At 48.5% G+C, this 11,901-nt stretch carries 13 protein-coding genes; 12 read left to right on the top strand and 1 reads right to left on the bottom strand.

The genetic code is table 11. From position 1 onward, the window contains the following. Positions 1-2 precede the first annotated feature (2 nt). The 6 genes from AN963_RS28440 (at position 3) to AN963_RS28415 (ending at position 3,907) form a co-directional block, all read left to right on the top strand. The gene (locus AN963_RS28440; protein ID WP_055748186.1) at positions 3-581 is read left to right on the top strand and encodes a 5-formyltetrahydrofolate cyclo-ligase; all 579 of its coding nucleotides are present in this window, start codon (positions 3-5) and stop codon (positions 579-581) included. A 98-nt stretch (positions 582-679) separates the two neighbouring features. Beyond that, entirely contained in the window at positions 680-1,195 is a 516-nt protein-coding gene (locus AN963_RS28435) for a MogA/MoaB family molybdenum cofactor biosynthesis protein (RefSeq protein WP_055747929.1), read from the top strand. Further along, positions 1,189-2,190 carry a molybdopterin-binding protein gene (locus tag AN963_RS28430; protein WP_055747928.1) on the top strand — a complete coding sequence of 334 codons (1,002 nt, stop codon included), beginning with the start codon at positions 1,189-1,191 and terminating at the stop codon, positions 2,188-2,190. Before AN963_RS28435 ends, AN963_RS28430 begins: the two co-directional genes overlap by 7 nt. 42 nt (positions 2,191-2,232) lie before the next feature. Then, on the top strand, positions 2,233-2,592 hold the full coding sequence (tatA, locus tag AN963_RS28425; protein WP_055747927.1) for a twin-arginine translocase TatA/TatE family subunit: 360 nt from the start codon (positions 2,233-2,235) through the stop codon (positions 2,590-2,592). 18 nt (positions 2,593-2,610) lie between these two features. Beyond that, positions 2,611-3,384, top strand: coding sequence for a twin-arginine translocase subunit TatC (tatC, locus tag AN963_RS28420; protein ID WP_055747926.1), 774 nt, complete (start codon positions 2,611-2,613; stop codon positions 3,382-3,384). A gap of 103 nt (positions 3,385-3,487) precedes the next feature. Next, the gene (locus AN963_RS28415; protein ID WP_055747925.1) at positions 3,488-3,907 is read left to right on the top strand and encodes a hypothetical protein; all 420 of its coding nucleotides are present in this window, start codon (positions 3,488-3,490) and stop codon (positions 3,905-3,907) included. 26 nt (positions 3,908-3,933) lie between these two features. Here the strand turns inward: AN963_RS28415 and AN963_RS28410 are convergent, their stop codons facing one another. Further along, positions 3,934-5,256 (bottom strand): CAP domain-containing protein, encoded by a 1,323-nt coding sequence (locus AN963_RS28410; protein ID WP_055747924.1) that lies wholly within the window; start codon positions 5,254-5,256, stop codon positions 3,934-3,936. 263 nt (positions 5,257-5,519) lie between these two features. Between AN963_RS28410 and groES the strand changes: the two genes are divergently transcribed. The 6 genes from groES to AN963_RS28380 all read left to right on the top strand — a co-directional run bounded on the left by groES (position 5,520) and on the right by AN963_RS28380 (position 11,648). Continuing rightward, entirely contained in the window at positions 5,520-5,804 is a 285-nt protein-coding gene (gene groES, locus AN963_RS28405; protein WP_055747923.1) for a co-chaperone GroES, read from the top strand. A 49-nt stretch (positions 5,805-5,853) separates the two neighbouring features. Then, positions 5,854-7,485 carry a chaperonin GroEL gene (gene groL, locus AN963_RS28400; RefSeq protein ID WP_055747922.1) on the top strand — a complete coding sequence of 544 codons (1,632 nt, stop codon included), beginning with the start codon at positions 5,854-5,856 and terminating at the stop codon, positions 7,483-7,485. Between the two features lie 200 nt (positions 7,486-7,685). Further along, positions 7,686-8,996, top strand: coding sequence for an ABC transporter substrate-binding protein (locus tag AN963_RS28395; protein WP_055747921.1), 1,311 nt, complete (start codon positions 7,686-7,688; stop codon positions 8,994-8,996). A gap of 84 nt (positions 8,997-9,080) precedes the next feature. Further along, on the top strand, positions 9,081-10,040 hold the full coding sequence (locus AN963_RS28390; RefSeq protein WP_083497118.1) for a carbohydrate ABC transporter permease: 960 nt from the start codon (positions 9,081-9,083) through the stop codon (positions 10,038-10,040). A 16-nt stretch (positions 10,041-10,056) separates the two neighbouring features. Beyond that, positions 10,057-10,878 carry a carbohydrate ABC transporter permease gene (locus AN963_RS28385; protein WP_236708137.1) on the top strand — a complete coding sequence of 274 codons (822 nt, stop codon included), beginning with the start codon at positions 10,057-10,059 and terminating at the stop codon, positions 10,876-10,878. Then, the gene (locus AN963_RS28380) at positions 10,875-11,648 is read left to right on the top strand and encodes an HAD family hydrolase (protein WP_055747920.1); all 774 of its coding nucleotides are present in this window, start codon (positions 10,875-10,877) and stop codon (positions 11,646-11,648) included. The genes AN963_RS28385 and AN963_RS28380 overlap by 4 nt, the downstream gene beginning before the upstream one ends. The last annotated feature ends 253 nt before the right edge of the window (positions 11,649-11,901 follow it).

The following is an 11,901-nucleotide window of genomic DNA, read 5'->3' as shown; positions in this document are numbered from 1 at the left end:
ACATGAATCTAAAATCGGTGAAGCAGCAACTTCGGAGTCGAATCATGGATGAGCGAAAAGCATTGCCAGCAGCGGAGCGCAGTGAGTATTCGGCCCAGGTGTGCCGTCTTTTGGCGGAGAATGAGCAGCTGGCACGTGCAAGAGCGATCATGGCCTTTCACCCGTTTGGAGCGGAATTGGATATTTTTCCATTCGTCGAAGAGGCTCGGACCAGAGGACAGGAAATCTGGTTGCCACTCACCCTTCCCTCCGATCGACGACTCATTCCCTATCGATACGAAGGGAAGCACATGCTCAAACAGGGAGTGTACGGTATTTGGGAGCCAGATCCAGCTATGGCGCAAGAAGCGGATTTGTCCAAGCTCGATGCCGTGTTGGTTCCCGGTGTAGCTTTTGATCGGCAGGGAGGAAGAATGGGGTATGGGGGAGGCTACTACGACAGGTTTCTTGCCACGCTTGGCTCGCGTCCTTTTTTAGTAGGGATTGCTTTCTCGATGCAGGTGATCGATAAGGTACCGAGAGAGCCCCATGATATTTGTCTGGATGGCCTTGTCACAGAGAGTGGTTTCTTCCAAACGTGAATCTTTTGTGTCAGGAGCTTTCTTTTCGTCGGGCACTATCTACAGCACGACCAAAAAAGTGTACAATACAATCGAATGAAAAAACGGAGGAATGAGCTGTGAGCAAATGGAAGGTAGGCGTAATTTCGGCAAGCGATTCCATCGCCAGAGGCGAACGTGCGGATGATCGCATCCCGATTATTCGTCAATTGACAACAGAATGGTTACGTGTAGATGTGGCTGTCTATCGAGCAGTCGCCGATGATATGGAAGATCTGAAAGAACATATGATTGAACTCGTAGACCGGGAAAAATGCGATCTTTTGATTGTTACGGGCGGAACGGGACTTAGTCCGCGAGATGTTACTCCAGAAGTAACGGCATGGGTCACGGACAGACCTGTCCCTGGACTGGCTGAGGAAATGCGTCGTGCCGGATTGCAGCAGTCTCGCCGCGCTATGCTGACGAGAGCGGTAGCAGGTACGAGAGGGAATTCTCTCATTATAAACCTTCCGGGCAATCCAACAGGCGTAGAGATCTGCTACAACGCCATTGGTGATATGCTTGGTGATGCCTTGCACATCTTGCAGGGAACGGGAGAGGCCAATGAAGATTGGGGTGGTTTAGGATGGTAGACAAGCCACAGATGCGGGAAGTGCCAGTGCGAGAAGCGATTGGCATGATGCTTCCACACGACATGACGCAGATCTTGCCTGGTGAATTTAAAGGGCGTCTTTTCAAAAAGGGGCATGTGGTTACGGAAGCCGATATTGAGCCATTGCTGTCGATCGGCAAAGAACACATCTACGTGTTGGAAATGCCAGAAGGCTTTATTCACGAGGAAGAAGCGGGAATCCGGATCGCCAAGGCTGTATCAGGAGGAGGCTTGACCTTGACCGAACCATACGAAGGCAAGGTTTCCATGAAGGCATCGCGTACCGGTTTGGCGAAAATTAACGAAGAAGCTGTCCACGCGCTGAACGCATTGGATGGCATCGCTTTTTCCACGATGTACGGAGATCAGGTGGTCCATCCAGGCCATACGCTCGCTGCGACGCGCATCATTCCGCTGATTATGGAAGAAAAACGGATCATCGAGCTAGAAGAGCTGGCCAAGCAATTCGATGGACCGATCGTCCAAGTAAAGCTGTTCCAGGAAAAACGGATCGGCCTTGTCACTACAGGAGGAGAAGTCTTCTCCGGTCGGATTGCGGACAAATTTGGTCCTGCTATTCGCAACAAGGTGGAGGCGCTAGGCTCGGAAGTGGTAGAGCAGCGTTTTGCCCCTGATGACAAAGAGATGATTGAAAAGGAAATTAACGCATTCCTCGAGCAAGGCGTTGATATGATTCTGGTTACAGGTGGCATGTCTGTCGATCCGGATGATCGTACTCCAGGCGCAATCGCAGGAGTAGGAGCAGAAGTTGTGCGTTATGGCACACCTATGCTGCCAGGTTCGATGTTGATGGTTGCATACAAGGGCGATATCCCGATTCTCGGGTTGCCTGGGGCTGTTATGCACGAGAAATTTACTTCATTTGATGTGTTTTTACCGCGCATTTTGGCAGGCGAACGAATTGAGGCTGCTGACATGACTCGCTTGGGATATGGTGGTTTACGGAAGGGCTAGTTGGTTAGACTGGAAACTAACAGGAAAAAGGAGTGAAAGCGCATGAGCACAATTGGGATTCCTGGACTGATTTTGATTTTGATCTTGGCATTGGTATTATTCGGACCGAAGAAGCTTCCAGAACTGGGGCGTGCAGTCGGACATACTCTTAAGGAATTTAAAAATGCCACTCGCAGCTTGACGAGTGATGACGATGATGAGGATGAGACAAAGCGCAAAGAGCAAGCCAAGGATGCGACTGTTGCCAAAACGGCTGTCATCACAGAAAAGGATGCGTTTGATCGTGAAAAGATCGAACGCGAAATTCGCGAACGTCTGGAACGGGAGCGCATTGAAAAAGAGATTCGTGAAAAGATGGAAGTAGAACGTTCCCAAATGGAAAAGGAACAACAAAAGGCATAGGTGGGCAAGGTGGTTGCCATGAAAGATCAAGAAATGACAGTGGTCGAACACTTGACAGAACTGCGAAAACGCATTATGTGGGTGCTGGCCGTATTTATTGTCGCATTGATTGCCGGCTTCTTTTTAGCTGGTCCACTCATTGAGTATCTCAAGCAAGAACCCATTACAGATGGTGTGCCGATTATTTCCCTGCATCCGTCAGATGCGCTTCGTGTATATATGCAGTTTGCGTTTCTGATAGGGATTGTGGTGACTTTACCGGTAGCCTTGTACCATTTATGGAGGTTTGTCTCTCCGGGATTGGCCGTGAGTGAAAAGCGAGGTTCCCTCTATTTCATTCCGGCTGCGTGCTTTCTGTTTCTGATAGGGATTGTGTTCGGGTACTACGTCGTCTTTCCGATGATTATGCAGTTCATGACCAAAATGACGGCGAGCATTGGGGCAGACCCAAATTACGGGATCGCAGAGTACTTCGGGTTTTTGTTCAATATGGTGATTCCGTTCGGCGTGCTGTTCCAGCTCCCAATCATCGTGATGTTCCTGACCCGAATTCGTATCTTGAATCCGATGAGGCTTGCGAAAATGCGCCGGTTCGCTTATTTTGGTCTCGCGGTCGTCGGGATTACCTTGACACCGCCTGAGATTGTCAGCGATATCCTGGTTACGATTCCGTTGCTCCTTCTCTATGAAATGAGTATTTGGCTGTCGAGAATTGTCTACCGCAAACAGCTGAAGGAACAAGCAGAATGGGAAAGTGAGTACGGCTACGAGACGGATGAAGCGGTTCGCTAGCAATAAACAAACGAAAGTCTCCTGTTATGACGACAGGAGACTTTCGTATTTTCAAAAGGAAGTGGGCAATACTAGTACGGTTATGATAGGAGGTGCTCCTTTTATGTGGCTGCTACTATGTTTGGCACTGTTCTTCTCGTCAGGTGAAACGGCTATAGCAACGACAGCAGAGCAGATTGAGTTGTTTGACTCGGACCAGCAAAAGGTCGTAGCGACTTTCGACAATACAGCAGCTTTGCAAGCAGAGGCACAGCACATGCTGGATAGCGTGAGCGGGCGTGTTCTAGAATTTAATCCGTCTCTCGATCATGTGATGATTGTGAAAATCCCATTGATTCCTCCTAAACACCTGGCGCTACGGTCGGCAGGCATTGATGCCGATATCTCAGAAATGTTCGTCATTATGCCCAAGCAGGGCAGCAGACCGCCATGGCTCATTTTGCATACCAAGCAATACGAGACCGTCGTCGTAGAATTTTCAGGGAGTGTCAAAAAGCTGAGAGAGCAGGTCAAGCTTCCATAGATCTTTCGTTAGGTAGGACGTCGTCTTTACTGAGCGGGGGTGAGGAAGGTTTGTGTGTAGTAATCCGTGATGACCCCCACGCCGAGCTGGGTGAAGCCTTTTTCGAGCACGTTTTTCCGATGCCCGGGGCTGTTCATCCAGCTTTCGTGTGCCTCGATGGCATCAGGATAACCTGCGGCAATATTCTCTCCAGCCATGCGGTACGAGATGCTCGCTTGTTTTAATCGATCAAACGGGTCACTGCCAGTTGTAGCAGAGACGTGGTCAAAGAAGTCGTTGCTTTCCATATCGAGACTGTGCTTTCTTGCCACTTGGGCTGCCATCTCGTTCCATTGTAGGGGGGGCAGCTTGGAGCGGAAGCGCGAGACGTTTACCAGATCCAAGATTTGTCGTTCGTACGCGATGTTGACGGATTCCCGCTCTTTTACACTGAGGGCTGGTGGGTCAAAATCGGGAGCTTGTCCTTGATACGTCCATTTGGTTTCGTAAAATCCGCCGCGCAAAAGCATCTGTGTATCGATCAATCGTAGCGCCGTCACTTTGTCGTTGTTTTGCTTGTCCAAATAGTAAATGGAAGCGATTCCGTTTTCCATGACGAGCGGACGCTGCTGCTTCTGGTTGGTGATTTGGATGTTAGCTCCCAGATAGGTGAACGTGACGACATTTTGCAGAGGATGCTGTCGTTCCAGAGCCTGCAGAGCCGTTCCGACCCCGATGTCTCCCAGTTTTGCCTGCGGGGCGAGGGAGTACAGATCCACTACCTTTCCGTTTGCAATGCCTACTTGTACATATTGGGCTGGATCGCTGTTGTAGATCCACCACTGGTAGCCGAGACTGCTGGGATCCTTGTGTGCCGGGTTTCCCATTCGCTTGGTTACGTCTGCTGACGACATTCCGAGGGTGAGGCCAAAGAGGGAGTTTGGCTGGTCTGACTTGGTGGTCGTCTTTGCTGAGCTGTTTGTAGCAGTAGCGCTCGTATTTGCTAGTACATGGATGGGAGCCGAAGCGGGAACCACAACAGGTGTCGTATCTACTAAAGGTTGTTTCGCCACTACAGCAGGAGGTTGTCCCACCCAGGCAGAGTACGTAGTATCATCCCAGCCTACCGGTTTGTTCAACTGGCGGCCGATCATAGATAAAGGAACGTAGAGAGTGCCTTTGTACTCCAGGGTGGGAGGCAATTCCTGCATGGGGTTGGTTTTCTGGCTGGAAACGACTTCGCGACCATCCCAGTAAAGGGTGGAAGGGTAGAGGTTGACCCGGATTAGGGACGAGTGATCGGATGTGAAGAAACGGCTGATGCCTACAATAGAGAGGACGGTTAGTCCAATCAGCAGCCATTTACGCATATGCGGCTTCCTCCTTCGAGAGCTTGTCTGGATTCTCTATCTGATTTATATGAGCGGGACGGTTTGGTAGAACACATTTTGATAGAGGAGGAATCTGCGAGAATTGACTACCTATTGGGTGACAGATGGAAAAAAGTGAGGGAAACTACTTGCAAAGTAGATAGTGATTCATTATTATAGGAATTGGGTGTTAGCACTCATATCAGTCGAGTGCTAACAACAGAAAATCTGTTTACCTACATTTTTTGAGGAGGGTGTTTTTAGTGCTTAAGCCATTGGGTGACCGTGTGGTAATCGAAGCTATCTCCAAAGACGAAACGACTGTAAGCGGGATCGTTTTGCCTGATTCTGCAAAGGAAAAACCGCAAGAAGGCCGCGTAATCGCAGTCGGTTCTGGTCGTGTTGCTGACAACGGCGAGCGCATCGCGTTGGAAGTAAAAGACGGCGATAAAGTAATCTTCTCCAAATACGCTGGTACTGAAGTGAAGGTAGACAATAAAGAATACCTCGTGCTGCGCGAATCCGATATCCTGGCGATCATCGGTTAAGACATAGGAATTTGAACGAAACCAACACATAATAGGAGGTAGAGATTAGATGGCTAAACAAGTGAAGTTCTCTGAAGACGCTCGCCGCTCGATGCTCCGCGGTGTGGAAACATTGGCAAATGCAGTGAAAGTGACCCTCGGTCCAAAAGGCCGTAACGTGGTACTTGAGAAAAAATTCGGTTCTCCGCTCATCACCAATGACGGTGTAACCATCGCAAAAGAAATCGAACTGGAAGACGCTTACGAAAACATGGGCGCTCAACTGGTTAAAGAAGTTGCTACGAAAACCAACGACATCGCTGGTGACGGTACAACGACTGCAACCGTTCTGGCTGCTGCTATGATCCGTGAAGGTCTGAAAAACGTAACCGCTGGTGCTAACCCGATGGTAATCCGTCGCGGTATGGAAAAAGCAGTTCGTGCAGCTGTTGAAGAAATCAAATCCATTGCGAAACCAGTTGAAAACAAATCTTCGATCGCACAAGTAGCGGCTATTTCCGCTGACGATCCAGAAGTAGGTAACCTGATCGCAGAAGCAATGGAAAAAGTGGGCAAAGACGGCGTAATCACCGTTGAAGAATCCAAAGGCTTCGTAACGGAGCTGGAAGTAGTAGAAGGTATGCAATTTGACCGTGGCTACGCTTCCCCTTACATGATCACTGACACTGACAAGATGGAAGCGGTCCTGAACAACCCATTCATCTTGATCACCGATAAAAAAATCTCCAACATCCAAGAAGTTCTGCCTGTACTGGAGCAAGTGGTACAAAGCGGTAAACCTCTCTTGATCATCGCAGAAGATGTTGAAGGCGAAGCACTGGCTACTCTCGTAGTAAACAAACTGCGTGGTACCTTCACAGCTGTAGCGGTTAAAGCTCCTGGCTTTGGCGATCGCCGCAAAGCTATGCTGCAAGACCTCGCTGCTCTGACTGGTGGCGAAGTAATCACTGAAGAACTGGGTCTGGACCTGAAATCCACTAAGCTGGATCAATTGGGCCGCGCAGGTAAAATCGTGGTTACGAAAGAAAACACGACTGTTGTTGAAGGTGCTGGCGACAAAGCGAACATCGACAGCCGCGTAGCTCAAATCCGTCAACAAATCGAAGACACCACTTCCGATTTCGATCGTGAAAAACTGCAAGAGCGTCTGGCTAAACTGGCTGGTGGCGTAGCAGTTATCAAAGTTGGTGCAGCTACTGAAACCGAATTGAAAGAGAAAAAGCTCCGCATCGAGGACGCTCTGAACTCTACTCGCGCTGCAGTAGAAGAAGGTATCGTTCCTGGTGGTGGTACGACTCTTATCAACGCGATCAAAGCTGTTGAAGGCGTAAAAGTAGACGGCGAAGAGGCTGTAGGTGTACAAATCGTACTCCGTTCCCTGGAAGAGCCAGTTCGTCAAATCGCTGCGAACGCAGGCCTCGAAGGTTCTGTAATCGTAGAGCGTCTGAAAAGAGAACCAGTAGGTATCGGCTTCAACGCTGCTACTGAAGAATATGTAAATATGCTTGAAGCTGGTATCGTGGATGCTGCGAAAGTTACTCGCTCCGCACTGTCCAATGCTGCATCCGTAGCGGCTATGTTCCTGACTACTGAAGCAGTAATTGCTGACAAGCCAGAAGAAAACAAAGCTCCTATGGGTATGCCTGATATGGGCGGCATGGGTGGCATGGGCATGATGTAAGAAAGAAAAGCGGCTCGCCGTTTTTCGCAAAGAGAGGCAGACAATCGTCTGTCTCTTTTTTTGTGTGCTTTATTATTAGAAAATTGTAACTTTTTTAGAAAATTTGTTTCTGAAATTCGAGTTTGAATACTAAATATTACTACAAAGAGAGGAACACAAAGGAGACGTAACTCAAACATCTCGAATGGAGGAGATTGGCAATGAGACGTGTAGGAGTTTGGCTGTTTTGTGCAATTCTGATGCTGGTAGCGAGTGCGTGTAGCAGTAGTCCGCCTTCGTCAAATACGGGTGGGCAGGCTACTGGGTCAGCGCCAACACCTGCTGTAGAACCGGCTAAAGGGGAGCCGGTCGAGCTAGTGATGTACAGCTGGCGACCAGAGGACAAAGATGCGTACGCCAAGTTTATCGCAGAGTTTGAAAAGCAGCATGCCAACATCAAAGTGAAATTCAAGCCGTTCAAATCGACGGAGTACAACACGATCCTGAGCAATTCCTTGACAGCGGGAACTGGAGTCGACATCGTCCAATTGCGTCCGTATTCGGGTGCGACATCGATCGCGGATGCGGGCTACCTGCTGCCGATCGACGATGTAAAGGGAGTGCAGGATATTCCCAAACCGTATCTCGATTCAGCACGAGGGACCGACCAAAAAGTATATGGCGTACCACTTTCCATCAATTCAGCAGTGATTTTCTACAACAAAAAAATACTGGAGGACAATGGGGTGCAGCCGCCCCAGACCTGGGATGAGTTGATCCAAGTGTCTCAGGCTCTGAAGGCAAAAGGGATCATCCCTATCGCTCAAGCGGGTAAAGCCGCTTATTTATTATCGATTGCCCATAGCGTAATTGGAACGAGCGCGTATGGTGGCAACGACTACGTGGAAAAGATGCTCTCCGGAGAAGCCAATTTTAATGATGATGCCTTCAAGGAATCCATCAAACGCATGCAAGAACTAACGCCGTTTTTCCCTCCCGATTTTATCGGTATCGATGACAAGGACGCCCAGGCACTCTTTTACACTGGCAAGGCTGCGATGTACATCAATGGCAGCTATCGATTAGAAACGTTTGAAAAGCAAAGCCCTGACCTCCCGATCGACATCCTCCCTGGTCTTGCCAAGGAAAAGGGAGGAGAGGCACCGATGATTAACTGGGTAGACGGTTCATACGGTGTCGTAAAAGCGACCAAGCACCCGGAAGAAGCAAAAATCTTTATGGAATTCCTCGCATCCAAAGAGTTTGGTCAGATGTTCAGTGATGATTTGAGTCGTCTGAGTGCTATTGCCGGTGTAGTGCCAAAGCATCCATTGGTACAGAAAATGACTCAGCTTAGCGAGAAGAGCATGGCGCCTTTCCTGATGCTTGTTCACTTTGGGGAAGGGACACCGACAACCAAGACGACCTTTGAAGACTCGTTGCAGGGGATGTACATCAATAAACTCACAGTAGATAAAGTGGCGGAGGATACGCAGGCTTCGGCCGATAAGTGGTTCAAACCGAAAAAGTAGCGGCAGCTATCGAGTGAAGAAAAAGGAGGTACAGTTAGGTGGGGGTGCTTGACTGTACCCGTTTTCGAAGGAGGAGCTATGAGCATGCCTGTCATGGAAAAAACGAGTGCGGCAAAGCCGAAGACTACAAAAGTGCGGAGAACCAGCTGGAAAAAGCACCTGGTCCACCTGTTTTTGCTGCCGGCGCTCGTCTTTTATATTTGGTTTCAGATTTACCCGATCTTTTCGGCGTTCTTAAACAGCTTTTTCGCTTGGGATGGACTGAAGCGGGGAGCATTCATTGGTCTAGAAAACTTCGTGCGCCTGTTTACTGAATCTCCCTTCAAGGAGACCTTTTTCCGGGGGCTTGGACATAACGTCATCTTTTTCATCGGTATTGTCCTGACGAAGCTGGTTGTGGCGTTTCTACTCGCGTTATTCATCAATAGCAAGATCCGCGGTAAAGAGTTTTTTAAAATGGTGATTTTCATGCCAAAGCTGCTGTCTGTGATCGTGGTTGGATTCTTGTTTAGTCTGATTCTGAATCCTACCTATGGTGCGCTAAATACGTTTCTCAAGTTCATTGGCTTAGAAGAGTTGGCGAGGCCTTGGCTGGGAAGCCCGGATACAGCGCTTTACACGATCATTTTGGTCAATAGCTGGTACGGGCTGGGGTTTGCAGTGCTGATTTTCCTCGCTGGCTTGCAGGCGATCCCTACAGAAATTTACGACGCTGCCAAAATAGATGGCGCATTCGGTCTCACTATGCTGTGGAAAATGACAGTCCCGCTAGCAATGCCCTCGATTATGGTGATGACGATCTTGAGTTTCATCGGTGCGTTTGAAGCATTTGAACTGATCTTTGCCATGCAGGGCTCTCAAGCGGGACCTTATTTCTCGACGGATGTACTGGCGACCTACTTTTATCGCCTCGCTTTTGGTTCTGTTGCGGGAGGGGAGTCAATCGGGCTTGGCTCAGCATTGGCGGTGGTGCTTTTCTTGATGATTTCGAGTGCGACGGCTATCCTGCTCTTTTTCTTCCGACGTAAGGAATACGAACAATAGAAGGGAGGTCATAAACGTGACCGTACGACTGGGACAATACGCGAAGTATGCGATTCTTTTATTCTTTGCCTTTTTGGCTCTCTATCCCATTTTTCTTATGATTGTATCTTCGTTCAAGAGCAATATGGAAATTCTCACCTCGCCATTAGGGCTTCCGCATTCTTTATCGGTTGAGAATTACATAGAAGTATGGGATCGGGTGAACTTCGGTACGTATATATGGAATAGTATCTATGTTAGCGGTCTGTCGGTATTCTTAATCCTGTTTATCTCTTCGTTGGCTGCCTTTTACCTTTCCCGCTATCCGTTCCGGTGGAACCCGTACGTACTGTTTTTCTTTATGATTGGATTGATGCTCCCGATGAAGCTGGCTATTCTCCCGCTGTACATGATCATGCTTCAGTTGCAGCTGCTGGATACGCTGACGTCATTGGTCATCCTGTACGTGGCGGGTGGGATTCCGTTCGGCGTGTTTGTGTTTTACGGATTTTTCAAAACATTACCGACAGAGCTGGACCAATCTGCTAGGCTGGATGGATGCAACGGGTTTCAGGTTTACTATAAAATTATCCTGCCACTGATGAAGCCGGCGCTGGCCACGGTCGGGATTGTTCACTTGATCGGGGTGTGGAACGACTTTTTTTATCCGCTGATCTTTTTGAAAAGTGAGGAGTTAAGCACGATTCCATTGGGTGTGCTCACTTTATTCGGGGAGTATGATACGGAATGGAATCTGTTATTTGCCAGCTTGACGATCTCATCCATGCCCATGATCATCGCATTTTTATTTGCATCCAAACAGTTTATAGAAGGACTGACCTCGGGGGCGATCAAATGAACATCAAGCGCTGGATTACGTTTGATTTAGATGGCACACTCATGCAGAATCCTTTTGGGGCGTGGGTATTTCCGGAGATTACAGAAATGGTCTCTGGAATATTGGGACGTCCGCATGACGTTGTTTCCGAAATGGTGGTGGAGCATGAGGCGCGCATGAGAGGGGGACGCTATGTTGAGGCGTATGACTGGGATGATATTCTCCGAGAGAGATTTCGCGAGTGGGGCGTTCCTGATTCCATTGAAATAGAGCCATTAGTTCGCAAGCATTCCATCCCTCCTAAAGTCAAATTGCTGGAGAGCGGAATATTGGAGTTACTTTCCGATCTGAAAGCAAGAGGGTATTTCCTTGCTGCAGTGACGAATGGCTTTTACAAGTTTCAGGCACCTGTTATGGAAGCGTTGGGGCTGATTGATAAGTTTGATGAAGTGGTGACGCCGGAGCGAGCCGGGGCGGGAAAGCCAGATCCTGCTATTTTGCGAGGGCTAGGTGGTCAAATAATCGCTCATGTGGGTGATCGGCTAGACCATGATGTGCAATTAGCCAATCGATGTAACGTTGCTGCCATTCTGATTCATAAGAATCTTACAGCAGATTTGAAAAGCCTGAGTCCCCTTCTGAGGGTGAAGGAGCCAGCGGGGATTCAGCTCTGCATCGAGAAAGCGAGAAAAGAGACTAAAAATGCTTTGTGGAACGAATTGACAGTAGGGCTAGTACCTGCGGCTATCATTGACTCCCTGCACGAAATCCCTGTTATTTTGGATGCCTGAAAAGAAAGTTAAAAATCGCTGCTATTTCTGCTTGCCTTTTTAATTTCAACTTGATAAGATAAGTCTTGTCGCTTTTGAGGGTATTTTTAAAGAGAATGAAAAAAACATGAACTTCTAAAAAATAACCCTTGATTTTAGAGGCGAGACCTGATATAGTTTAAAAGGTCGGCGCCACGAGCGCCAGAAAAAATGCTCTTTGAAAACTGAACAGCGAAAGCGTTGATGAGTCTATCATTAAATGATTTGCCAGCTT

Source organism: Brevibacillus choshinensis, assembly GCF_001420695.1.
Taxonomy (GTDB): domain Bacteria; phylum Bacillota; class Bacilli; order Brevibacillales; family Brevibacillaceae; genus Brevibacillus; species Brevibacillus choshinensis.
This window is presented reverse-complemented; position numbering and strand designations above follow the sequence as displayed.

What these genes read in the sequence shown, in the direction of transcription:
- AN963_RS28415 (WP_055747925.1), top strand. Translation starts at nt 3,488, where the DNA reads ATGTGGCTGCTACTATGTTTGGCACTGTTCTTCTCGTCAGGTGAAACG.
- tatA (WP_055747927.1), top strand. Translation starts at nt 2,233, where the DNA reads ATGAGCACAATTGGGATTCCTGGACTGATTTTGATTTTGATCTTGGCA.
- AN963_RS28380 (WP_055747920.1), top strand. Translation starts at nt 10,875, where the DNA reads ATGAACATCAAGCGCTGGATTACGTTTGATTTAGATGGCACACTCATG.
- groL (WP_055747922.1), top strand. Translation starts at nt 5,854, where the DNA reads ATGGCTAAACAAGTGAAGTTCTCTGAAGACGCTCGCCGCTCGATGCTC.
- AN963_RS28410 (WP_055747924.1), bottom strand. Translation starts at nt 5,256, where the DNA reads ATGCGTAAATGGCTGCTGATTGGACTAACCGTCCTCTCTATTGTAGGC.
- AN963_RS28440 (WP_055748186.1), top strand. Translation starts at nt 3, where the DNA reads ATGAATCTAAAATCGGTGAAGCAGCAACTTCGGAGTCGAATCATGGAT.
- AN963_RS28430 (WP_055747928.1), top strand. Translation starts at nt 1,189, where the DNA reads ATGGTAGACAAGCCACAGATGCGGGAAGTGCCAGTGCGAGAAGCGATT.
- tatC (WP_055747926.1), top strand. Translation starts at nt 2,611, where the DNA reads ATGAAAGATCAAGAAATGACAGTGGTCGAACACTTGACAGAACTGCGA.
- AN963_RS28395 (WP_055747921.1), top strand. Translation starts at nt 7,686, where the DNA reads ATGAGACGTGTAGGAGTTTGGCTGTTTTGTGCAATTCTGATGCTGGTA.
- AN963_RS28390 (WP_083497118.1), top strand. Translation starts at nt 9,081, where the DNA reads ATGCCTGTCATGGAAAAAACGAGTGCGGCAAAGCCGAAGACTACAAAA.